Genomic DNA, 20,541 nt, shown 5'->3' with positions numbered 1-20,541 from the left:
CGTCGCTTCGCCGCGCGGTGCGTCTTGGACGACGCATGGGTCGGCGCCGACCGACGCCGCCTGTTCGGAAGGTGCCGTACCGGGGCCGGTCGACCGCCATGCCGTCCCCGGAGGTCCTGGGGGCATGCGGTTGCTGTGCCTGGTGTGGACCGCCGCGTAGAGGCGTCGCTCGGCGGCCGGGGGCGGTGACCCTGGGATCGGTCTGGATCTCGGCCAGGCGTGTGGAGCCGCTCCAGGCTCCGGCGAGAACCCGCACGTCAGGGTGGTGGTCCGAGGTCAGCATGGCCGGCCGCGCGTTCAGCAGCGCGGCGCCGCAGCTCATCGTCATCGAACGGCCGCGCGGATCGGTCACCGGCAGTCGCTGCGACGTGTCCGCGTGCAGTTCCAGCTCGCCGTCGCGGAAAAAGACGAACCGCCACGGCTGGGGCCCCGGTCATGGCAGCCAGAGGGCCGGTGCGTCGCCGTCACCACGTGACCGGCGCGGATGCTGGCCGCGACGCGATTCCCAATCCCGCGCGGAGCGCGTCATCTGGGCCGCGAGCCGGTCCGCCGTCGCGGCGATCGCCTCGTGCAGCGACGCCGCCTCGGCATGCGCGTGGAGGAGCCGGCCGTTGATGTCGGCCTGCACCGACGCCTCCGCCGTTGAGGATTTGCTGTGCAAGGGTGCGAGGGCCAGGGTCGCCCGGACCGACAGGACCGGTTCGTGGGCGTGCGCCAGCACCCGGGAGAACACCGTCCGGGCGCGCTGCATCTGGTCAGCGTTGACGTCGCCGGACAGGGCGAAGCACATCGGCAATGTCGGGGCCGCCTCCGCTGGTGACCCAGCGCGGGACCGGTCCTGATCTGGCATGGCTTCTCCTGGAGAAATCGGCCGCCCGGTCGCCCCGGGGGAGACCGTCCTGTTTCGGTCTGCTCCTCCACGATGGCCCCGCTGACCACAGCCGTCCCAGGGACGTTGGTCCCCTGACCGGGGGCCTTCGGTCCAACCAGATGGTCTGGTGGACGTGGCCGGGTGCATCCTCACGCCGGTAGCGGCATGCCGCTACCGGCTACGGAGAGGCTGAGTGGAGAAACCGGCGGTCGGCCTCCGAGGCGGCGGGATAGGGAATGCGGTGGTCTGCGAGGCGTTGCCTGGTGCACTGTGATGTCCATGCTGATCACGCTGGAGTCAGGCGCGGACCGTCGTCATGTCTCGCAGGTGATGCGCAGGCTCGTCACCGACGCGCAGAACCTTGCGGGCAGCCAGCATGGTCCGTATGCGCTGCACCGGGCGTATCAGGCGTGGGTCAACGCCGCGCGCACGCAGTTGCGCCGGCAGATCAGCGAGACCGACATGGGGAGGCTGGTGCTCACTGACCGGTACGAGGCGCTGTTGTCCATGCAGGTTCCGGTGCTGTTCACCAGTTCCCCGGCGGGGCTGAAGCCGGTGGATCAGCCGGGCAGCGGGCCGATCCGGGAGATTCTCACCCTGGAGATCGATGAGCATGTCCACCACTTCGAGCAGGCCATTGCGACGTTGGAGCAGTGGAGCACTCTTTTGGAGCGCGCAGACCGGTCCGGATCGTTGGTGATTGCCGATGCGAACGTGTTCTGTCATCACCCCAGCCGGCTGAAGGACTGGGATGTGGGCGCCGACGCTCGTGCGCTCCCGGGGCGGGACGTCCATCTGGTGCTGCCCCTGCCGGTCTTGGATGAGCTGGACCGGCTGAAGGACCGCGGCCAGGGCGCGGCCAAGACCAATGCGCGGGAGACGATCAAGCAGATGATGGGGCTGCTGCCGCACGGCGTGGTCCGCCAGCGTGGCCAGACGGGCCGGTCGTCGGGCGTTCGCGGCGGTGCGCTCACACTGGACTTGTGGCCTGACCCTCCATGCCATGTCCGGCTGCCCCGCGCGGATGACGAGATCATTGCGCGGGCCGTGGCTTTCCAGGCCTTGGCGGGTCGAAAAGTCACCCTGCTCACTGGGGACGGCGGCATGTCGTCCCGCGCCGAGCTCGCCGGCCTGGACACGGTCCTGCTCGACCTGCCTGATGCGACCCACAAGCCGCCCAAACCGCCCCGCGGTACCCAACACCCCGCACATCGCACCGCCTCGATCGACGTGGCGGCCAGCGGTGTGGAGCAGAACGGCCAGTAAGGGGGCTGCCCCGGTAACACGACACCCGCCGGGTCGGGTCAGGCCGGGAGGCCAGTGCAGGGGGAGCTTGTTTTCCACGACCGTACAGCTTCGGGTCGCGGTCAGCGTCGATGAGGCGGCGCGCGCTGGTATGGCCTGACCGGCGGTGACGGCGCGGTAGGTGCCGCGTCCGCCGTGCGCGATTTCGCGTGAGATCTCTTCTCGCTCGGCACGGGGCAGGTGCTTGGCCGAGCGCCGCTGAGGCTGAGGGCGTGTGCCGACGATTGGTGTGCGCGGTGCCGTCACGGGAGCGGGAAACCGAGCTCCCGGCCCTGTTCGCGCAGCTCCTCGCGGGCGGACGGGTGCGCGACGTTGTCGATGATCTGCTGCGCCTGGGACGCGGCGTCGTTGCCCCAGACCGCGGCGGTGCCCTGCTCGCTGACGATGTAGCTGTGCTGGAACGAGGTCACCGGGCCCGCCAGCCGCGCGATGACGGTGGAGACGTCCGCGCGCGGGTGCCACGAGGGCAGGGCGATCACCGCGTGCCCGCCGGGGGAGTGCAGGGCGCCGACGACGAAGTCGGTCTGCCCGCCGAAGCCGGAGTAGATCGCCCCGCGCACCCGGCTGGCGTTGGCCTGGGCGAACAGGTCGACCTGGAGCGCGGAGTTCACCGCGACCATGCGGGGCCGGCGGGCGATGAGGCCCGGGTCGTTGGTCTTCTCCGTGCGCAGCATCCGGATCCGGTCGTTGCGGTCGGCCCAGTCGTAGAGCTCCCGGCCGCCGAAGGCGAACGAGGCGGTGATCGGGGCGCCGGTGTCGAGCGCGCCGGCCTTCTCCAGCGCCAGGACGCCGTCGCTGAACATCTCCGACCAGACGCCGAGGCCCCGGCGGTCCAGGAGGGAGGCGAGCACCGCGTCGGGAACGGCGCCGATGCCGAGCTGGAGCGTGGCGTGCTCGGGGACGAGCCGGGCGACCCGCTCGCCGATCCGGCGGGCCGCCCCGCCGGGCGGGCGCGGCACCGGCGTGGCGAGCGGCCCGTCCGCCACGATCGCGTAGTCGATCTCGTCCTCCGCCAGGACGGCGTCGCCGAAGGTGTAGGGCATGTGCGCGTTGAGCTGGGCGATCACGAGGCCGCCGCGCGCCCGGACGGCCTCGATGGCCGCCGGGAGGATGTTGACCTCGATGCCCAGGGAGACGGTCCCGGCGGACGGCGGCGAGGTCTGCACGATCACCACGTCCGGCGGCAGCGACTCCTTGAGCAGGTTCGGGACCAGCGACAGCCGCGACGGGAAGTACCGCAGGTTCGCGCGGCCGCGCATCCCGGCCCCGACGAACGGCGTCTCCAGGTCGACCCCTTCGCGGTCGGGCAGGTCCTCCTGCGCGTTGAGCATGAACAGCCGGTACTCGCCCATCGCCTCGTCCACGATCTTCAGAGCGCGCCGCGGCGCGGCGAAGTTGCCGCCCGCCACGATCCTCGGACGTCCCGGCAGGCCGGCCAGGATCCGGGCGAGGTGCCGCTCCGAGATGACGCGCATGCGGGTGCCTTTCCTTGGGGGACGGGTTCGGTGCGGCCGAGGCCGCGTTCAGCTCATGATGACGCACGCCGATTCCCGGTTCATCAGGACCTTCGTCCCGTGGACCGGGACTTCCCTCCCTAGTGAGTCCGGCCGGCGGCCGGGAGCGTGGAAACGCGTGACGACCCTGATCGACACGGCAATCGCCGAGGGAAGACCGGCATATCGCCACGGACGGAGAAGGACATGAGCGCCACCGCCGCGGGTGCGGCCACCCTTGAGGACGTCCTGCGAGAACGTCATCGCCGCTGCCTGCCCGCGCTGGCCAGGCTTAAGCTGCTGGCAAGGGACGGCCGGGGCACCGGACAGGACGTTCGGGCCGCGACCGCCGAAGTGCTGGGCGAGTTGGACGCCGCCGAAGCGGTTCTGCTCGACGCGCTCTCGGGAAGCGTGCGGCGCGAAGCCCTCGCGCACTTCCTGGCCTGCCGCGTCAACCGCCTGAGGATCGTCGCCGAGCACGCCGCCGCGACCGCGGACGCCGGTGACCTCCCCGTACTGCGCCGCCTGCTTTACCAGTTCCACGCTCTTGCCGAGGCGATGTGGAAGGTGCAACTCGGATTGCAGATTCGGAACCCGCGCTCCATCGTCGGCGGGACGTAAGGCCCTTCCTCCGGGACGTTGGGCACTGCCCGGCCTGCGCCGCCGCCGACAAGGCTGGAGGAACAGGGAACCCGAGCAACGGAGGAGGCCCCAATGCGTGCACTGGTGTACCACGGTCCAGGCAGCAAGGCTTGGCAGGAGGTCCCGAAGCCGCAGGTCGTCGACGACGGTGACGCGGTGGTGCGGGTCGACGCGGTGACGATCTGCGGAACGGACCTGCACATCCTCAAGGGCGACGTCCCGGCCGTCACCGGCGGCCGGATCCTGGGCCACGAGGCCGTCGGAACCGTCGAGACCACCGGACCCGGCGTCCGCACGCTCGAGCCGGGTGACAAGGTACTGGTCTCCTGCATCACCTCCTGCGGGACCTGCCGGTTCTGCCGCGAGGGCAGGTACGGGCAGTGCCTCGGCGGAGGCGGATGGATCCTCGGGCACAAGATCGACGGAACGCAGGCCGAATACGTCCGCGTGCCCTTCGCCGACACCTCCGTTCACCGGCTGCCGGACGGGGTCCCGGCCGAGGACGTGCTGATGCTGGCCGACATCCTCCCCACCGGATACGAGGTCGGCGTCCTGAACGGACACGTGACGCCCGGCGACGTCGTCGCGGTCGTCGGCGCCGGCCCGATCGGCCTTTCCACGATCATGGGGGCCCGGCTGTTCAGCCCGAGCCGCATCATCGCGATCGACCTGGCCGACACCCGGCTGGAGGCGGCGAAGCAGTTCGGCGCGGACGTCATGGTGAACAACTCCCGCGAGGACCCGGCCGCGATCATCCGTGATCTGACCGGCGGGCTGGGAGCGGACGTGACCGTGGAGGCCGTCGGCGTCCCGAACGCCTTCGAGCTCGCGGTCGCGCTGGCGCGTCCCGGCGGCCGCATCGCCAACATCGGCGTGCACGGCAAGCCCGCGACGCTGCACCTGGAGGAGCAGTGGATCCGGAACATCACGATCACCACCGGGTTGGTGGACACCTTCTCCACGCCCACGCTGCTGCGGCTGCTCGCCGGCGGGCAGCTCGACGCCGGACGGTTCGTCACGCACCGCTTCGGCCTCGACGACTTCCCGAAGGCCTACGAGGTCTTCGCCGACGCCGCCGACACGGGCGCCCTCAAGGTGGTCCTGACCCGCTGAGGCCGGAACCCGAAGAGCCGCGGCCGTCCCCTCGGACGGCCGCGGCCCTGGTCCGTTCTTCAGCGGCCGCCCGGTGAGCGGCCACTCCGTGCCACACCGCGTCGGCGTCGCTGTGCCCGATCCGGACCACCTGGACGGCGGACGCGGTGGCCCCGCCGACCGCCAGGACCGCGGCCGCCACGGTCACCACGCCCGCCCAACGCGGCGCCGAGGCGTGCTCTCGGCGGGCGTACCAGCCGACCCCGGCCAGGACGGCGAGGCCGAGCCACATCGCTCCCGCGAGCGGAAGCAGCGTGTCGGCCAGTTCGGCGTGTCGTTCCACCAGCGCGGTGCGGTATGCGCTCCTCCAGGTTCTCGCCGCTCGACGTCGCCATGGGAACCGAGATCACCGCGGCGGTCGCCAAGGCGAGCACCCAGGGGGCCGCCACCCGCCGCGCCCACGGCCACTGCGCCACGGCGAGAGTGGCGACCACAGTGAGCGGGACGAGGAAGACCACCAGATGGACGACGAGCGGGTGGGTGGGCAGGCCCCAGAGAGTCGACGGCACGAGCGACCTTTCGCAGCGACGGAGGACTGGACGAGAATGACCCGACCCCTCCGTTCTGCCCACGGCTTGGAGCGCTTGCAGAGAACCCTCATAGGTTCTCCGGCACGGCGTTTACGAGGATTTCAAGTAGGTCAGCGAGACGATGCCCGCGCAGAGCGGCGAGGCGATCCCGGCGAACGACACCGTCGCCGCCAGCCCGGCGGCCCATTGCCGGCGGTCCGTCGTGCGTCGCAGGTCGTTGCCGTCGAAGCCGAACCGGCGCCCTAGCCGCTGCAGCCCGTCCAGGCCGCGAGGTAGGTGCACGCTGGACATGGCCGCCTCCTGGGATCGCCTCTGCGGCGAACGTAACCGCGGGCAGGGAAGGGTCGGCAGGTGCGGATGTCCCGTGCCGGCGGGACGTACGACCCGGTGTTCACTCGTCGGCCGTAGGTGTCCTGCCGTTCTGGAGCGGGGTTTCCCAGGAGTCCCCGGGTTGGATGAGGACGTTCTGGTCGCCGAAGGCGATGCGGACGGGCAGCGCGGCACCGGGACGGAGCGTCACTCTGAGCCGGTCATGGTGGCAGGTGAGGTCGATTCCCCAGTGCCCCGGTAGCGCAGCCCCAGGCGTAGTTCGCCGATCGCGGCGGGCAGACGGGGGTTCAGGTGGAGGGTGCCGCCCTGGGTGGTCATTCCGGCCTAGCGGCGTTGGACGAGGTCGACGGTGCCGGCCATGGCGCCGAGGTGGACGCCTTCGGCGGTGGTCCCGTGCTGGGCGTCCTCCAGGTCGCTGCCAAGGGCTTCCCGGAAGACGCGCCAGGCTTCGTCCCCGTCGGTGCTGGCCAGGATCCACGCGTTCGGCGGGCTCTGACTAGTCCGGCCCCATCCGTCCGGCGTCCGGACGGCCGGGCAGGCCGGCCGGGAGCACCGGTTCGATCCGGTACAGGGACGGCATCCCGCCGGTGCGCGGTGGAGCGTTGCGATGCACTCCCGCAAGCCCGTCGATCAGGTCGTGCGCGGTGAGCAGGCCGACGAGCACGTTCCGGCCGTCGGTGACCGGCACGTAGTCGCGGCCGGACCTCAGCATGGCTTTCGCGGCCTCTGGGACGCTGGCCGTGGGCGGCACCGTCTCCGGAGGTCCGGGCGGCAGGAGCGTGGTGACGGCCCGCCGTGCCTCCTCGGGGCCGGCGCCGTTCCAGGAGGCCGTCAGGGTCTGTGCGTCGACGACGCCGATGAAGCCTCCCTCGTCGTCGGCCACCGGCAGGTGATGGACGCCTGCCTGGCACATCAGCTCCCACGCCATCAGCACCGATTCGGACTCGGAGATGGTGAGGAGGTCCAAGGTCATCACTTCGGCGACGGTCCGCCTCTCGAGTGGGCGATGGGTGGCCATGACTCCTCCAGGCTGTCGGTTTCCGTCCTTGCGTCCAGGATTCGCGGTCAGGGAGCCGGATTGCAGAGGCGAAGGTCCTTTCGGAAGGGAGGCCGAAAAGCCCGGCCGCCGGGAGTCGTCAGCTGCGCTGGAGCCGCTTGATGATCTCTATGAGGACATAGGCGACCACGGCGAAGACAGTGATCCGTACCCACGCGCCGAGGCCGAGGGCGGCTGAGTGGAAGACCCGGTGCGTGAACGGTGTGTAGGTGTAGAACACCTGGATCGCGATGAGGGCCACGGCGCTGACGGCCGTCCAGGGATTGCGGCGGATCCCGCCCCACAGGAGCGGACGATCCAGGGACAGGCAGTTGAACATGTAGGCGATCAGGGTCACCGCGAAGACGTTCACCACGATGGTCCGCGTCGTGTCGGGCGAGGCCCCGTGCGTCCGTTCCCAGTGCTGGAGGCCGAAGGAGCCCGCGAGCAGGATCCCCGACACGAGCAGGATTCTCAGTGTCATGGCACGGGTGAGCAGCGGCAGTGACGGAGCGCGCGGTGGCCTGCGCATGATCGCCTCGTCCTTGGGCTCCACGGTGAACGGCAGGCCGAGGACAAGGACGGCCGTCATGTTCAGCCACAGCACCTGAAGCGGCAGGATCGGCAGCGAGGCGTTGGCGACGATCGCGGCGACCAGCACCAGGCCGAGGCCGATGTTGGACGGAAGCGCCCAGACGATGAACTTCACCAGGTTGTCGAAGACGCCGCGCCCCTCCTCCACGGCCTGCTCGATCGAGGCGAAGTCGTCGTCGGTGAGGACCATGTCGGCCGACTCCCGGGCGGCGTCGGTACCGCCACGTCCCATGGCGACGCCGATGTCGGCCCGCTTGAGGGCGGGGGCGTCGTTGACGCCGTCTCCCGTCATGGCGATGACGTGGCCGGCCTCCTGGAGCGTCCGGACGAGCTGGAGCTTCTGCTCGGGAGAGACCCGCGCGAACACCGAGGCGGAGTCGACCCGCTCCGCGGGCAGGCCGGCGTCCAGGTCGGCCCCCGTCACGACCTCGCCGCCGAGCCCGATCCGGGCTCCGATCGCCGCCGCGGTCGCCGCATGGTCGCCGGTGATCATCTTGACCTGGACTCCGGCGTCGCGGCAGGCCCGCACCGCGTCCGCCGCCTCCGGACGCGGCGGGTCGATCATCGCCTGCAGGCCGAGGAAGGTGAGGCGGGGCAGCGGATCGAGGCGATCGGACGACGCCCGCGCGAACGCCAGGACGCGCAGAGCCCGCCCGCCGAGCGCCTCGGCGTGCGCCGTGACGGCCGCACGGTCCAGGGTCGCCGGTAGGCCGTCGCGGTCCATCCCGTCGTCGCAGAGCTCCAGGATCCGCTCGACCGGGCCCTTGACATAGACGGCGCCGTCCTCGTGCGCGGTGGCCATGTAGCGGCGCTTAGAGGTGAAGGGCAAGGTGGCCGTACGGCGCGGGACGGGGGCGACGCCGGCCTTGGCCGCACTCGTCAGGAGCGCCGCCTCGGTCGGGTCACCGGCCACCCGCCAGCCGCCCTCGTCGTTGGCGAGTTGCGCATCGTTGCAGGCCGCGCCCGCGAGCAGCGTCTCGCACAGTGCGGGATGCCCGGCCAGGCGGACCTGCCGCCCATTGTGCTCGAGGATGCCGGCAGGCCCGTATCCCGAGCCGGATACCGAGTATTCCAGGCCGCCCGCGACGACGGCGGTGACCGTCATCTGGTTCTGCGTGAGCGTGCCGGTCTTGTCGGTGCAGATGACCGTCGTCCCGCCGAGCGTCTCGACCGCTGGAAGGTGCCGGACGATGGCCCCCCGGCGCACCATCCGCGCGACCCCGAACGCCAGGGTGATCGTGACGATGGCAGGGAGCCCTTCGGGGATCGCGCCGACCGCGAGCGCGACCGCGGCGGTCAGCATCTCGGCGGGCGGACGGCCGTACAGCACGCCGATGGCGAAGGTCAGCGCCGCCAGCACGAGGATCGCGACGGTGACGAGCTTGCTGAACCTAGCGATCTTCCGTGTCAGCGGAGTCTCGACTGCGCCGGTGGTCTGCATCAGGTGATGAACGCCGCCGATCTCGGTGCGCGCTCCGGTGGCGACGACCACCCCGGCGCCCTGACCGCCCGTGACCAGTGTCCCGGAGAAGGCCATGTTGCGCCGATCGCCGAGCACCGCCTCCTCCAGCGCCGCCGGGTCCTTGGTCACCGGGACGGACTCGCCCGTGAGGGCCGACTCGTCGACCGAGAGCTCGTCGGTGCGCAGCAGGCGCAGATCCGCCGGGACCTTGTCGCCGGCCACCAGCTCGACCAGGTCACCGCGGACCAGCCCGGCCGCCGAGACGCTCAGCGGCCTGCCGTTCCGGATGACCGACGCCATGGTCTGCGTCAGCGCCGCGAGAGCGGTCAGCGACTTCTCCGCCCGGGACTCCTGGGCGAACCCGACAATGGCGTTGACGATCACCACGCCAAGGATGACCAGAGCGTCCGCGTGCTCGCCCACCGCTGCGCTCACGGCCGCGGAAGCCAGCAGCACGTAGATCAGCGGACTGTGGAACTGCAGCAGGAACCGCAGGACGGGCCCGCGACCGCGCGCCGCCGGCAGCGTGTTCGGCCCGTCCTCCGCCAGTCTCGAGGCTGCTTCGGCGTCCTCGAGACCGTGCTCGGCGTCGCCGCCGAGCGCGGCGGTCACCTCCTCGGCCGGCCTGCGGTACGGCGCCTGCGCAGGTGCCATCAGAGCCTGGCCAGCCGCTCGTCGTACTCCTCCGAGGTGATCTCGCCCCGCGCGTAGCGATCGGCGAGTATCTCCCGGGCGTGCCGGTGCTCCGCCGGCTCGGCGATCGCCGGCGCATCGCGCCGCGGTGCCGCCAGGCGGACGAGGACCCACCCGGCCACGGCGATGAGCACGATCAGCAAGACGATCATCACCGCCCCCCAGATCCACATCCAGCCGGCCCCGCCGGCATTGCCCATGTGCCCCCACCCGCCGCCGGGACCGGCGGCGGTAAGGACGTACCCCATGTTCATGTCCCTACCTCCTCACGGCACCACCGTGCTCCGTGCGGCCCGCTGCGGGCAGAGGCGAAGGTCCTGGGTGCATGTGGTCGATCGCCTCTCGCCGGATGTGCCGTCACGGGGGAGGGTCGGGGTGGGGGAGGGCACGATGAATCGAGGACGCGTTGTTGCCGGGTTCGACGGCTCGCCGGCCGCGGGTCAGGCCGTTCGCTGGGCGGCTGCGGAGGCCTTCGTGCGCGGTGTCCCGCTGGTGGTCTGTCACGCTTGGAACTGGCCCTATCCGTCGCGGCCCCGGGACGAGACGGCGGTGGAGATCGTCAGAGAGTTGGGCGCCATGGCCGTTTCTGAGGATGGTCGTCCCTGAGCGTGGGTGCTGTGGTTGGGAGCGGGGGCGGGGTGGCCGGCCTGTTCACTCGTTGTGGTCCTGTTTTCTTGCGGAGTCGGCCTTGAGTTGTGCGGCGAGGGCGGCGGCCTGGGTGCGGCGGCTCATGCCGAGCTTGGTGAAGATGCTGGAGATGTAGTTCTTGACGGTCTTTTCCGCCAGGAAGAGGCGTTCGCCGATTTGCCGGTTGGTGAGGCCTTCGCCGATGAGTTCCAGGATGTGGCGTTCCTGTTCGGTGAGGCCTTTGAGGGGGTCCTTCTTCTCCTGGCGGGCGCGGATCCGCTGGAGCATGCGGGCGGTGCTGCGGGGGTCGAGGAGCGATTGGCCGGAGGCGACGGTGCGGACGGCGCCGACGAGGTCGGAGCCGTGGATCTGTTTGAGGACGTAGCCGGAGGCGCCGGCCATGACGGCTTCGAAGAGGGCGTCCTCGTCGTCGAAGGAGGTCAGCATCAGGCAGGCCAGGTCGGGCATCTGGGAGCGGATTTCGCGGCAGACGGTGACGCCGTCGCCGTCGGGGAGGCGGACGTCCAGGACGGCGACGTCGGGCCGGGCGGCGGGGATGCGCGCCAGGGCGTGTTGTGCGGTGCCGGCTTCGCCGACGATCTCGATGTCGTCCTCGGCGGACAGCAGGGCGGCGACGCCGCGGCGGACGACCTCGTGATCGTCCATCAGGAACACCCGGATCGTCTTCGTGTCCTGCGGAGCGTTCTGGTCGTCCGGCCCGTTCATAGTGATCGTTCCCTTGAAGTCAGTAGTGATGGGTTGGACGCTACCCCGCGTGCGGGGTCTCTCACAGGCGCCGGAAGTCCCTCGATCCCCGGGACGAACGTCCCGGCGTCTCGACCGGGCAGGCGGATGCCGCCTTGCAGGGACTTTCGGCCCTTCCACAGGTCCGGGCCGGGTGGTGGGCTGGAAATGAGCTTGGAAATGAGGCTGGAAGGAGCGATCGATGCGTACCAGGAACAGCACCACGATCGAGCCGGGCACCGTGCGCGCCGCTGTGGCGGACGCGGTGCAGGCGCCTTCGGTGCACAACACCCAGCCGTGGCGGTTCAGCGCACGTGGTTCGCGGATCAGCCTGCGCGCCGACCCCGATCGCCGTCTGGACGTCGCCGACCCGCAGGGCAGGGAAATGCTGATCAGCTGCGGGGCGGCCCTGTACAACCTGCGGCTGTCACTGCGGAAGCGCGGATACGAGCCGGCCCTGCGGCTGCTGCCCGATGTGGATCGCCCGAACCTGCTGGCCGATGTCGAGGCCGAGCCCTGCCACGAGCCGGTCCCCGGTGAGATCGAAACGGAGTACGCGCAGATCACGCGGCGGCACAGCCATCGCGGCGGGTTCCGGCCCGATCCGGTGCCGCCCGGTGTGCTGGCGGCGATCCGGCTCGCGGCCGAGCAGGAAGGAGCCCGGGTCGTGCAGGCCGTCGACGACCACGTCAAGGGCGCGCTGGCCGCGCTGACCGACGCCGCCGAGCACGTCCAGCGCCGCACGCCCGCCTACTCCACCGAGATCGCCCGGTGGGCGCCGGCACCCTCCACCGCGCGCAAGGACGGCGTCCAGCAGGTCTCCTATCCGAGCCGCACGCCCCGGACCGAACCACACTTCCCGCCGCGGGATTTCGCGCGCGGGCAAGGATGGGGTGTCGAGCCCTCAGACGACGACGGCATCGCCCTCGCGGGTATCGTCCTGCTCCTCGTCACGGAGGAGGACACCCCAGCGGCATGGCTGGGCGCCGGGCAAGCGCTGGAGCGTCTGCTGTTGTGCGCCGTGCAGCACGACCTGTCGGCCGTGCAGCACACGCAGGCGCTGGAGATCCCGGAGCTGCGGGCGTTCATCCGCACGCATTTCTGCGGCGACGCCCACCCGCAAATGCTCCTGCGGATCGGCGTGCCGGCGGGGGAGGAGCTGGCGACCGTGCGGCGTCCGGTCGAGGACGTCATGATCGAGGAGCCCTGATCGGAGGATCCTGCCAGGAAGCGGTCGCGGCCACCGGCCATGAGGCCGGGACGTCGGTCGAGGGGGAGTTCGGACCGTTGCCGGTGGTGCCGCTGGGCGTCGGCTTTTCCGCCCGGGCAGGCGGCGGGCGACGAGGTGGCGACGAGGTGACGCGCGGGTGGAGGACGACGGCCCGCGCAACATGAGGGAGCGTGCCGAAGCCAGGGGCGGCTCCTTCACCACCCGGCAGCGGCCGATTGGCGGCACGACTGGTCTGGCGCGTCCCGCTCAAGGACAGCGGCCGTGTCGCCGATGGTCCGCGCGTGCGGCCGAGGAGGCTCCTCCCTGACGCCACCCTGGCCGGCCCACACTCCTATCTGCTCACCCACGGCCGTTCCGCGCCAGGCTTCGTAGGAGCCGGACCAGCGTGATCCGTTCGTACTGGTCCATGACACCGTCACAGTGCGCTCGGACTGCACTTCCTTGATCTCCACGACCGTCGCATCGACCTTATGGAACGTGGCGGCCTCATAACGTTCGATGCGGACTCCGGAACTGTAGAAGGTTCTGCTTACGTATGCAGTGACCGCTGACGCTGCACCGATTCCGGCCACGAGCAGCGCCCTAGTCGGGCGGCAGGAGGGGTGGGCTCCGCCAGACGTGGTCGGCGCCATGGGGGCGGACGACCTTCAGTGCCCGGTCGAGCGCAGCGTCCAGGGTGCCGCTCGTGTCGATCACCGTGGCGTCCGGCCAGGTGGCGGCATCCTCCGCCATGCTGAGCGCGATGCCCGGGTCGGCGTCGGAGATTCCGTGGGCGCGGCGGCGGATGCGCTCGGCGGCGAGGCTCCCGGGGGCGTCGCAGTGGAGGGCGATGAGGTCGGCGTGCTCTCGCTGCGCCACGGAGGCGATGAGGTCGCGTTCGGCCTGGTCGTTCCATGAAGCGTCCAGGATGACCGTTTCGCCCATGCGAAGCAGGTGGGCGGCGCGCTCGGCCAGTTCCTGGTAGGTGCGCCGGGTCGAGGCCGGTGTGTAGATGCCGGTGCCGTAAGGGGCCGCTGCGGATGTTCCGGGGGAGATGCCGGCGAGTTCCTTGCGTGTGCGGTCGCTGCTGAGGAGGGTGCATCCGAGCCGGTCGGCCAGGGCGCCGGCGAGCGAGGACTTGCCGGTGCCGGGCAGGCCGCCGACCAGGACCAGATCGATCTTCCCGGCGCGCAGGTGGCGCAGTGCCACGTCGGCGTAGTCGCGGGCCTCGGCTGCGGACTTCTCATCGCCCTGGGCGTGCCGCAGGCAGGCGACCTTGGCGCGGACGAATGCCCGGTAGGCGACGTAGTGGTGGCGCAGCGAGGGCGGAGTGGGATCGGCGGCGAACTCGGTGTACCAGCCGATGAACCGTTCGGCGAGGTCGGGCGCGCCCAGACGTTCGAGATCCATCGCGAGGAAGCATGCGTCGTCGAGGCCGTCCAGCCAGCGCAGGCGCTCGTCGAACTCCAGGCAGTCCAGGATCTGCGGGCCGTCGTCCAGGCAGAAGATGTCCGTGGCCAGCAGGTCGCCGTGGCCGTCGACGACGCGTCCATCGGCGATGCGCGCGTCGAAGAGCGCCCTGCGGCCGGCGAGGAAGGCGATGCTGAGATCCTCGATCTGGACGGCGACGGAACGCGCCACAGCATGCCCGTAGAAGGGCTTCACCTGCTCGAAGCTGTCGTTCCAGCGCGCCTGGACGCGGTCGCGGCTCTCTTGCGCGGAGATCTGCGGGCCGCGCGGTGCCTGGGCGTGCCAGGCGGCCAGGATGCGTGCGGTGTCCCGCAGCGCTTCGGCGACGGATGCGCCGGCTTTGACGAGGGTGGACATGCGCCGGTCGGCGGGCATCCGCCGCATGGTGACCAGGTGATCGCAGACCTTGCCGTCGGGGCCGTGCACGTCGGAGACGCCGAGGTAGACGTCGGGTGCGAACCGCCGGTTGAGCCGGACTTCCTCGTGGCAGGCGTGCTCGCGCCGCTCGCGGGTGCTGAAGTCCAGGAAACCGAGGTTCAGCGGCTTCTTCAGCTTGTACGCCCGGTCGCCGACGAAGAAGACGATCCCGCTGTGGGTCTCGCTGACGGCCACGTCGCTCACCTGGTCGGACATCACGCCTCACGCTCTCGGATAGGCGGTCGGATGGGTGTCGTCGTGCTCGTAGGCGAGGTCGCTGACGACGTCCACGACGCCTTCGGTCGCGGCGGTCATCCGGACCACGATGGGGATGAGGCTCTTCAGGTCCACACGCCCCGAGAGGCGGACGATGCCGTCGTGCACCCGCACGCGGACCTCGGACGGGTCCTGCCAGAGCCGGCACACCAGCACGTCGCGGACGATCTCGTCGTGGATTCCCTCGTCGCTGCGGTGGAACACGCTCAGCAGGTCGCGGCGGGCGACGATGCCGCACAGGGCCGCGTCCTCGTCGATGACCGGAGCGGCCTTGAAGCCGCGGGAGGCCAGGAGCCGGGCGGCTTCGGCGACCGTGGCCTCCGCCTTGACCGTGACGGCGGGCGCGCTCATCAGGCCGCGGGCGTCGACCGCGCGCGCCTTGGCGACGGCGTGGTGTCGCCTGCGGCCCCACAGCGGGCGCTCTCCGGCGTCGTCGGGCTTGAACTCCTCCTTGCGGAGCAGGTCGGCCTCGGTGACGATCCCGGCTAGGCGCCCTTCGGCGTCCAGGACGGGCACGGCGCTGATGCGCCGGTCGGTCAGCGTCTCGACGATCTCGGCGAACGGGGTGTCCTCGGTCACCGTCACGACCTCGGTGGTCATGACGTCCTTGACCGTCCGGCGCTTCATGGCCGCCTCCAGGTGGTGCGGGGGGAGGTCACAGGACTTCCTGCGACGCGGTGCTCTGGTCGGCGCAGATCACGACCGGGCAGCGCGCCAGCTCGCGGGCGACGGGCACGGTGTCGCCGCCGAAGGGGTTGCCGTGCTCGGAGTTCGCCCGCGCGCCGATCACCAGCAGTTCGGCGTGTTCGGCGGCCTTGGCCAGCGTCTCTCCCGGCCGTCCGCGGCGGACGAGGAGCCGGGTGGTCAGATGCTGCGAGCGGGGGGTGGCGTGGGCGACCAGGTCGCGGAGCCGCAGCCACTCCTTCGCGGTGCGCAGCGGGTTGGGGCCGGTGCCGGGGGCCAGCACGCGGACGACGTCCAGGCGCGCATGCCGCTCCACGGCCTCCCGGGCGGCGCGGCGGAGCGCGGCCAGGGAGTTGGGGGATCCGTCCACGCCGACGACGACGGCGCGGTGTTCGGGCATGACCTGCATTGATGGCCTCCTTGAGTCGCTTCCAGCTTCGCAAGCGGCCGATCGGGAGGTCAGTGCCGAGCGTCCCCCGCGGCCGGGACCTTCGGCCCGCGCCAGCGGCAACTGGATTTCCGCGGCCTCACAAGAAGTGCGCTTGATCGAGCGTGTACCTGATGAATTCGCCGCGATTCCAGCGCTGGGTCCCGTACCACCATCCCGCCCGCACCATGGAGGGGATGGTGTAGCCGCCGTACGAGGCCTCGTCTTCCAGGCGGGCGCCGAAGACGTGCCGGCCGAACCTCTCGCCGTCCGGAGCGCCCCACCGGTCGAGCACCAGCTCGGTGAGCGAGCCTTCGGGCGTCACGGTCACGGTGACCGAGTGCGTGACGCCGCCGATGAGCACGTCGGCGCGGGCTCGGTCACCGTCGGCCGGCTCCCACGTGACGGCGGGCGACAGCGCCACCGCGGGGACGAAGACGAATTCACCGGCGAGCCGTCCCGCCGCGCTGAGGCTGATGTCAGGGCCGGTGGCCGACATCACCGGGAGCGCGCCGAGCATGCGCCAGCGCATCTCGCCGTCGCCGCCGCTGTAACGGTCGAATCCCCTGATCGGCAGCCCGGCGACGCGGGCCGTGGCCGCCCAGACGAAGCCGTGCGGCGGATGCAGGATCTGAGTCGCCTGGAACGTCCGCCAAGAGCCGAGCCGGATCCGCCCGTGCATGCGCAGCCGCACCGCCCGCAACAGGGGCGTGCCGGGTCTGATCGCGTGGTCCAGCCAGCGGCGGGCCGGCTCGGGCAGTTGCCGGGTCAGCTCTGGCCCGAAAGGTCGCCCCTGCTCAGCGACCGTCGCCAGATCCGCCCAGTCGCGCCGGGCCGCCGGCGTCAGGCCCGGAACCGGCGGCCGGGCAGAAGCCCGGTGCGGGGCGACGACCGGTGAGCTGCCATCAGCGTGGAATCCGGTGTCCATCGACCGCGCTCCTCTGATCGGGCCCTGCTAAGAGCAAAGCACCCGGATGCCGTCGACCGGCACGGCCATTGGTCCCAAGAATCGGAATCGGCTCGCCGTCGCGCGCGGACGAATTCCAAGGCTTCGGCGCACTCGGATGAGGATCATTCGTCGGTCGGGTCGATGTGTTCGATGGACACTCCACCCGGGTGGAGGGGAATGCGGCGCCCGGTGATCTTCTCCGGGGTCAGCCGCACGAAGAACGGTTCGGGGGAGTCGAGCCAGGGTGCCAGCGGCAGCGACCGCAGCCGATCCACCTCCGGCGGGTCGGTGACGGTCTGCGCGGTGCCGGTGAGCAGCACGCTCCACGCGGTTCGCAGTGCCGGTTCCAGGTCGTCGGCCTCGAAGGTCAGCGGGCGCCCCGCACGTATGGCCTCGAATTTCGAGCCGGGCGCGGTACGGAACACCAGTGCGGTGCCGTCCATGACGAAGTTCACCGGCAGGATCGACGCGGTGCCGTCCTCGGCGCACCAGGCGACCCGGCCGACCGGGACGCTCTGCAGCAGGGCCAGGCAGGTGTCGGCGTCGAGGGCCTGCAGTTCGGTGCTCATGGTGCCTCGATTCTCGTGCCCGCGCCTCCCAGGAGGAGCGCGGGAGCGTCGCTGAGGGACCCGATGACGGCGACGGCGCCGGGGCGGTGTTCGGCGAAGCGGCATGCTCCCTCGGCCTTGGGTCCCATGGAGCCGCCGGGCAGGTCGAGCGTGCGCAGCCGCTCCGGGGTGATCTCGCGGATCGGCCGGGCGTCCACCGTGCCATAGTCGCGCATCACGGCCGCGACGTCGGTGAGCAGCAGCAGCGTGTCCGCCTTCAGGCGCGCGGCGAGCAGCGCGGCGGTGAGGTCCTTGTCGACGACGGCCTCGACGCCGTGGTGGTCCGGGTCGACCGGGACGCCTCCGCCGCCGGCGGCGATCACCAGGCAGCCGTCGTCGACGAGCCGCCGGATGGACGGCAGCTCCACGATGGCGCGCGGTTCGGGGGAGGGGACGACCCGGCGCCAGGCCCGGCCGTCCGCGCGCATCGCCCATCCCCGGTCCTCCCGCATCCGCTCGGCCTCGGCCTGTGTGTAAGCGCGGCCGATGAACTTGGTCGGACGGCCGAAGGCGGGATCGGCCGGGTCGATGAGGGTCTCGGTCAGCAGGGCGACGACTTCCCTGCCGGGAAGGGCGCGGCGGAGTTCGCGGATCAGCCAGTAGCCGATCATGCCCTGCGTCTGCGCGCCCAGGACGTCGAGCGGGTAGGGGGCGGTGAGCTCCGGATCCGCGGCGCTCTCGATCGCCAGCAGCCCGACTTGCGGGCCGTTGCCGTGCGTGACGATCAGCTCGTTGCCGTCGGCCAGCGCCGCGAGGCCGCGGACGGCCTCGCGGACGTGGGCGATCTGGACGGCGGCGTCCAGAGGCTCGCCGCGCCGCAGCAGCGCGTTGCCTCCGAGCGCGGCGACGATTCTCATCGGCGGCCTTCCAGCCGGTCGGTCAGGAGTGCGTAGAGGACGGCCTGGGCGGCGGGCAGCCGGTTGGCGGCCTGCCGGAAGGCCAGCGACCGGCCGCCGTCGATGACGCCGGTGGTGACCTCCTCGCCGCGGTGGGCGGGCAGGCAGTGCATGAACACGGCGTCCTCGGGGGCGCGGTCCATGAGGTCCTGGTTCACCTGGTAGGCGGCGAACACCTCTCTGCGGTGCGCGCGTTCGTCCTCGGAGTCGCCCATGGACAGCCACACATCGGTGTACACCACGCTCGCGCCGCCGACGGCCGCTGCGGGGTCCTGCGTCACCGTGACGCTTCCGCCGTGCCGGTCGGCTTCGGTTCTGGCGGACGCGACGGCCTCCTTGCGAGGCAGGTACCCGTCCGGGGACGCGATGACCATGTCCATGCCGGCGAGCGCCGCGGCCTCCATCAGGCTGCGGGCGACGTTGTTGCCGCCGTCGCCGATGTAGGCGATCCGGTGGCGGTGCAGGTCACCGAAGTGCTCCTTGATGGTCAGCAGATCGGTGACGGCCTGGAGCGGGTGGTGGCCGTCGGTCAGCGCGTTGATCACGGGGATCGGGGCGGCGGCCGCCAGCTCCTCCACGTCGGTGTCGGCGAAGGTGCGGATGACGATCGCGGCGGCATAGGCGCCCATCACGCGTGCGGTGTCGGCGATGGTCTCCCCGCGCCGCAGTTGCAGTTCGTCCGGGCCGAGGGCGACGGGCGTGCCGCCCAGGCGGGTGACCGCCGCCGCCGTGGAAAGGCGGGTCCGGGTGGAGGGCTTGGCGAAGTACATCGGGACGATCCGGCCGGTGAGCAGGCCGGGTTCGGCGGCGGGCTCGTCCTGGAATCCGGTGGCCAGCTTCAGCAGCAGGTCCAGGTCGCCGGCGCTGAGGTCGGCGACGCGCAGCAGGTCCTTCACGGGGTCACCTCGTCGCGGTGGAGGGGGCAGCTCATGCACCGGGGACCGCCCCGGCCGCGGCCGAGCTCGCCGCCCGGGATGGTGATGACCTCGATGCCGTGGCGGCGGAGCATGGTGTTGGTGGTGACGTTGCGCTCGTAGGCGACGACGACGCCCGGTTCGACGGCCAGGACGTTGTTCCCGTCGTCCCACTGCTCGCGTTCGGCGGCGCGGACGTCCTGCTCGGCGGTGAGGACGTGGACGTGGGCGAGGCCCAGGGCGCGGGCGATCGCGGGGAACAGTGCCTTGTTCTCGTGGACCACGACCTCGTTCCCGCGTCCCGCTGTCAGGGTGTAGGAGCGCAGCGGCGGCAGCTCGGGGTAGACGGTGAAGGCGTCCTTGCCGACCATCGTCATGACGGTGTCCAGGTGCATGAACGCCCGCCGCGCGGGCAGCCGGGCGGCGATGACGCGTTCGGCGGTGCCGGCGGTGAACAGGCGCTGGGCGAGTAGCTCGATGGCCTGCGGGGTGGTCCGCTCGCTCATGCCGATCAGGACGAGGCCGTGGCCGAGCACGTGGATGTCACCGCCCTCGATCGTGGGGAGGGCGAAGTCCGCACCGGGATACCAGATCTGTGGCGGCTGCTCGGCGAACATCGGGTGGTACCGGTAGATCGCGCTGAGGTGCAGGGTCTCGCGGCGGCGGGCGGTCTTGGCCATCGGGTGCAGGGTCACCCCGCCGTACACCCACGCGGACGGGTCGCGGGTGAACAGGTGGTTGGGCAGCGGCGGCAGGACGAAGTCGCCGTCGTCGAGCGAGGCCAGCAGCAGGCTGTGGACGGCCAGCCCCAGCTCGGCCTTGGTCAGGCCGCCGATGAGGTGCCGGGCGAGGTCGTCGGGGGCCAGGTCGTCCAGCGCGGCACGGACCGGACCGGCGAGTGTCGGCCCGAGGGCGGTCTCGGACGCGGTGCGGTCGAGCAGGTGCGCCCGCGCCTGGTCGATCTTGAGGGTCTCGGCGAGCAGTTCGGCGAGGTAGAGCACCTGGACGCCGCGTTCGCGCAGCGTGTCGGCGAACATGTCGTGCTCCTGGCGGGCCCTCTTGGCCCACAGCACCTCGTCGAACAGCAGGTCGTCCTTGTTGGCGGGAGTGAGGCGGAGCAGTTCCAGGTCGGGGCGGTGCAGCAGCACCTGCCGCAGCCGCCCGACCTCGGAGGAAACGGTGAACACGGAGGGACTTCCTTTCGGACGGTG

Annotated in this window: 24 protein-coding genes and 1 pseudogene; 5 read left to right on the top strand and 20 right to left on the bottom strand. The window is 71.2% G+C overall.

Annotation, left to right across the window (positions count from 1 at the left end; translation table 11 throughout):
• Window positions 1-433: 433 nt before the first annotated feature.
• Window positions 434-850 (bottom strand): HPF/RaiA family ribosome-associated protein, encoded by a 417-nt coding sequence (locus tag ACA514_RS18095; RefSeq protein ID WP_375042316.1) that lies wholly within the window; start codon window positions 848-850, stop codon window positions 434-436.
• A gap of 300 nt (window positions 851-1,150) precedes the next feature.
• On the opposite strand from ACA514_RS18095, the gene ACA514_RS18090 reads away from it, so the two are divergent.
• On the top strand, window positions 1,151-2,137 hold the full coding sequence (locus tag ACA514_RS18090) for a PIN domain-containing protein (protein WP_375042315.1): 987 nt from the start codon (window positions 1,151-1,153) through the stop codon (window positions 2,135-2,137).
• A gap of 281 nt (window positions 2,138-2,418) precedes the next feature.
• Here ACA514_RS18090 and ACA514_RS18085 read toward each other — a convergent pair whose 3' ends face one another.
• Entirely contained in the window at window positions 2,419-3,651 is a 1,233-nt protein-coding gene (locus ACA514_RS18085) for an acetyl-CoA hydrolase/transferase family protein (protein ID WP_375042314.1), read from the bottom strand.
• A 225-nt stretch (window positions 3,652-3,876) separates the two neighbouring features.
• Between ACA514_RS18085 and ACA514_RS18080 the strand changes: the two genes are divergently transcribed.
• Both ACA514_RS18080 and ACA514_RS18075 read left to right on the top strand, forming a co-directional pair.
• Entirely contained in the window at window positions 3,877-4,290 is a 414-nt protein-coding gene (locus ACA514_RS18080) for a hypothetical protein (protein WP_375042313.1), read from the top strand.
• Between the two features lie 93 nt (window positions 4,291-4,383).
• Entirely contained in the window at window positions 4,384-5,424 is a 1,041-nt protein-coding gene (locus ACA514_RS18075; RefSeq protein WP_375042312.1) for a zinc-dependent alcohol dehydrogenase family protein, read from the top strand.
• On the opposite strand, the gene ACA514_RS18070 is transcribed toward ACA514_RS18075, so the two are convergent.
• The 9 genes and pseudogenes from ACA514_RS18070 to ACA514_RS18030 all read right to left on the bottom strand — a co-directional run bounded on the left by ACA514_RS18070 (window position 5,402) and on the right by ACA514_RS18030 (window position 10,362).
• Window positions 5,402-5,746: a hypothetical protein gene (locus ACA514_RS18070; RefSeq protein ID WP_375042370.1), complete on the bottom strand. Its 345-nt coding sequence runs from the start codon at window positions 5,744-5,746 to the stop codon at window positions 5,402-5,404. The two genes, ACA514_RS18075 and ACA514_RS18070, sit on opposite strands and share 23 nt — an antisense overlap.
• 22 nt (window positions 5,747-5,768) lie before the next feature.
• A pseudogene (locus ACA514_RS18065) lies at window positions 5,769-5,972 on the bottom strand (DUF2231 domain-containing protein); the annotation flags it as partial.
• 111 nt (window positions 5,973-6,083) lie between these two features.
• Complete coding sequence (locus ACA514_RS18060; RefSeq protein ID WP_375042311.1) at window positions 6,084-6,284, bottom strand: hypothetical protein; 201 nt, start codon at window positions 6,282-6,284, stop codon at window positions 6,084-6,086.
• Window positions 6,285-6,384: 100 nt separating this feature from the next.
• Window positions 6,385-6,513, bottom strand: a complete 129-nt coding sequence (locus ACA514_RS18055; protein WP_375042310.1) for a hypothetical protein — start codon at window positions 6,511-6,513, stop codon at window positions 6,385-6,387.
• Window positions 6,510-6,641 (bottom strand): glycosyl hydrolase family 65 protein, encoded by a 132-nt coding sequence (locus ACA514_RS18050; protein WP_375042309.1) that lies wholly within the window; start codon window positions 6,639-6,641, stop codon window positions 6,510-6,512. Before ACA514_RS18050 ends, ACA514_RS18055 begins: the two co-directional genes overlap by 4 nt.
• A 6-nt stretch (window positions 6,642-6,647) precedes the next feature.
• Window positions 6,648-6,794: a hypothetical protein gene (locus ACA514_RS18045; RefSeq protein WP_375042367.1), complete on the bottom strand. Its 147-nt coding sequence runs from the start codon at window positions 6,792-6,794 to the stop codon at window positions 6,648-6,650.
• 25 nt (window positions 6,795-6,819) lie between these two features.
• Window positions 6,820-7,296, bottom strand: coding sequence for an HPP family protein (locus ACA514_RS18040; protein WP_375042366.1), 477 nt, complete (start codon window positions 7,294-7,296; stop codon window positions 6,820-6,822).
• A 163-nt stretch (window positions 7,297-7,459) separates the two neighbouring features.
• Window positions 7,460-10,069 (bottom strand): cation-translocating P-type ATPase, encoded by a 2,610-nt coding sequence (locus ACA514_RS18035; protein ID WP_375042308.1) that lies wholly within the window; start codon window positions 10,067-10,069, stop codon window positions 7,460-7,462.
• Window positions 10,069-10,362 carry an SHOCT domain-containing protein gene (locus ACA514_RS18030; protein WP_375042307.1) on the bottom strand — a complete coding sequence of 98 codons (294 nt, stop codon included), beginning with the start codon at window positions 10,360-10,362 and terminating at the stop codon, window positions 10,069-10,071. The genes ACA514_RS18035 and ACA514_RS18030 overlap by 1 nt, the downstream gene beginning before the upstream one ends.
• Here ACA514_RS18030 and ACA514_RS18025 point away from each other — a divergent pair.
• The gene (locus ACA514_RS18025; RefSeq protein WP_375042306.1) at window positions 10,307-10,714 is read left to right on the top strand and encodes a universal stress protein; all 408 of its coding nucleotides are present in this window, start codon (window positions 10,307-10,309) and stop codon (window positions 10,712-10,714) included. The two genes, ACA514_RS18030 and ACA514_RS18025, sit on opposite strands and share 56 nt — an antisense overlap.
• Window positions 10,715-10,759: 45 nt before the next feature.
• Here the strand turns inward: ACA514_RS18025 and ACA514_RS18020 are convergent, their stop codons facing one another.
• A complete protein-coding gene (locus ACA514_RS18020; RefSeq protein ID WP_375042305.1) occupies window positions 10,760-11,461 on the bottom strand; it encodes a response regulator in 702 nt (233 codons plus the stop codon).
• A 220-nt stretch (window positions 11,462-11,681) separates the two neighbouring features.
• Here ACA514_RS18020 and ACA514_RS18015 point away from each other — a divergent pair, with 220 nt between their 5' ends.
• Window positions 11,682-12,689: an Acg family FMN-binding oxidoreductase gene (locus tag ACA514_RS18015; protein WP_375042304.1), complete on the top strand. Its 1,008-nt coding sequence runs from the start codon at window positions 11,682-11,684 to the stop codon at window positions 12,687-12,689.
• Between the two features lie 603 nt (window positions 12,690-13,292).
• Here the strand turns inward: ACA514_RS18015 and ACA514_RS18010 are convergent.
• The 8 genes from ACA514_RS18010 to ACA514_RS17975 form a co-directional block, all read right to left on the bottom strand.
• Entirely contained in the window at window positions 13,293-14,792 is a 1,500-nt protein-coding gene (locus ACA514_RS18010; protein ID WP_375042303.1) for an AAA family ATPase, read from the bottom strand.
• Between the two features lie 6 nt (window positions 14,793-14,798).
• Entirely contained in the window at window positions 14,799-15,479 is a 681-nt protein-coding gene (locus ACA514_RS18005) for a CBS domain-containing protein (protein ID WP_375042302.1), read from the bottom strand.
• Between the two features lie 28 nt (window positions 15,480-15,507).
• Window positions 15,508-15,945, bottom strand: a complete 438-nt coding sequence (locus tag ACA514_RS18000; protein WP_375042301.1) for a universal stress protein — start codon at window positions 15,943-15,945, stop codon at window positions 15,508-15,510.
• Between the two features lie 118 nt (window positions 15,946-16,063).
• Window positions 16,064-16,891 (bottom strand): DUF6544 family protein, encoded by an 828-nt coding sequence (locus tag ACA514_RS17995; protein ID WP_375042300.1) that lies wholly within the window; start codon window positions 16,889-16,891, stop codon window positions 16,064-16,066.
• Window positions 16,892-17,034: 143 nt separating this feature from the next.
• The gene (locus ACA514_RS17990; RefSeq protein ID WP_375042299.1) at window positions 17,035-17,481 is read right to left on the bottom strand and encodes a pyridoxamine 5'-phosphate oxidase family protein; all 447 of its coding nucleotides are present in this window, start codon (window positions 17,479-17,481) and stop codon (window positions 17,035-17,037) included.
• Window positions 17,478-18,377, bottom strand: a complete 900-nt coding sequence (locus ACA514_RS17985) for a carbamate kinase (RefSeq protein ID WP_375042298.1) — start codon at window positions 18,375-18,377, stop codon at window positions 17,478-17,480. Before ACA514_RS17985 ends, ACA514_RS17990 begins: the two co-directional genes overlap by 4 nt.
• Window positions 18,374-19,312, bottom strand: coding sequence for an ornithine carbamoyltransferase (gene argF / locus ACA514_RS17980; RefSeq protein ID WP_375042297.1), 939 nt, complete (start codon window positions 19,310-19,312; stop codon window positions 18,374-18,376). Before argF ends, ACA514_RS17985 begins: the two co-directional genes overlap by 4 nt.
• On the bottom strand, window positions 19,309-20,517 hold the full coding sequence (locus tag ACA514_RS17975) for an arginine deiminase (protein ID WP_375042296.1): 1,209 nt from the start codon (window positions 20,515-20,517) through the stop codon (window positions 19,309-19,311). The genes argF and ACA514_RS17975 overlap by 4 nt, the downstream gene beginning before the upstream one ends.
• Window positions 20,518-20,541: the final 24 nt, after the last annotated feature.

This window comes from Actinomadura sp. NTSP31 (assembly GCF_041951385.1).
Lineage (GTDB): Bacteria > Actinomycetota > Actinomycetes > Streptosporangiales > Streptosporangiaceae > Spirillospora > Spirillospora napierensis.
The sequence above is the reverse complement of the archived record's forward strand: the minus strand, read 5'-3'. Positions and strand labels throughout refer to the sequence as shown.

Excerpts from the sequence above, each read along its gene's own strand:
- ACA514_RS18025 (WP_375042306.1), top strand. The coding sequence starts at position 10,307 with ATGTGCCCCCACCCGCCGCCGGGACCGGCGGCGGTAAGGACGTACCCC.
- ACA514_RS18030 (WP_375042307.1), bottom strand. The coding sequence starts at position 10,362 with ATGAACATGGGGTACGTCCTTACCGCCGCCGGTCCCGGCGGCGGGTGG.
- ACA514_RS18015 (WP_375042304.1), top strand. The coding sequence starts at position 11,682 with ATGCGTACCAGGAACAGCACCACGATCGAGCCGGGCACCGTGCGCGCC.
- ACA514_RS18095 (WP_375042316.1), bottom strand. The coding sequence starts at position 850 with ATGCCAGATCAGGACCGGTCCCGCGCTGGGTCACCAGCGGAGGCGGCC.
- ACA514_RS18075 (WP_375042312.1), top strand. The coding sequence starts at position 4,384 with ATGCGTGCACTGGTGTACCACGGTCCAGGCAGCAAGGCTTGGCAGGAG.
- ACA514_RS18010 (WP_375042303.1), bottom strand. The coding sequence starts at position 14,792 with ATGTCCGACCAGGTGAGCGACGTGGCCGTCAGCGAGACCCACAGCGGG.
- ACA514_RS17985 (WP_375042298.1), bottom strand. The coding sequence starts at position 18,377 with ATGAGAATCGTCGCCGCGCTCGGAGGCAACGCGCTGCTGCGGCGCGGC.
- ACA514_RS18040 (WP_375042366.1), bottom strand. The coding sequence starts at position 7,296 with ATGACCTTGGACCTCCTCACCATCTCCGAGTCCGAATCGGTGCTGATG.
- ACA514_RS18035 (WP_375042308.1), bottom strand. The coding sequence starts at position 10,069 with ATGGCACCTGCGCAGGCGCCGTACCGCAGGCCGGCCGAGGAGGTGACC.
- ACA514_RS17995 (WP_375042300.1), bottom strand. The coding sequence starts at position 16,891 with ATGGACACCGGATTCCACGCTGATGGCAGCTCACCGGTCGTCGCCCCG.
- ACA514_RS18080 (WP_375042313.1), top strand. The coding sequence starts at position 3,877 with ATGAGCGCCACCGCCGCGGGTGCGGCCACCCTTGAGGACGTCCTGCGA.
- ACA514_RS18090 (WP_375042315.1), top strand. The coding sequence starts at position 1,151 with ATGCTGATCACGCTGGAGTCAGGCGCGGACCGTCGTCATGTCTCGCAG.
- ACA514_RS18085 (WP_375042314.1), bottom strand. The coding sequence starts at position 3,651 with ATGCGCGTCATCTCGGAGCGGCACCTCGCCCGGATCCTGGCCGGCCTG.
- ACA514_RS17990 (WP_375042299.1), bottom strand. The coding sequence starts at position 17,481 with ATGAGCACCGAACTGCAGGCCCTCGACGCCGACACCTGCCTGGCCCTG.
- ACA514_RS18000 (WP_375042301.1), bottom strand. The coding sequence starts at position 15,945 with ATGCAGGTCATGCCCGAACACCGCGCCGTCGTCGTCGGCGTGGACGGA.
- ACA514_RS18060 (WP_375042311.1), bottom strand. The coding sequence starts at position 6,284 with ATGTCCAGCGTGCACCTACCTCGCGGCCTGGACGGGCTGCAGCGGCTA.
- ACA514_RS18020 (WP_375042305.1), bottom strand. The coding sequence starts at position 11,461 with ATGAACGGGCCGGACGACCAGAACGCTCCGCAGGACACGAAGACGATC.
- ACA514_RS18005 (WP_375042302.1), bottom strand. The coding sequence starts at position 15,479 with ATGAAGCGCCGGACGGTCAAGGACGTCATGACCACCGAGGTCGTGACG.
- ACA514_RS18050 (WP_375042309.1), bottom strand. The coding sequence starts at position 6,641 with ATGACCACCCAGGGCGGCACCCTCCACCTGAACCCCCGTCTGCCCGCC.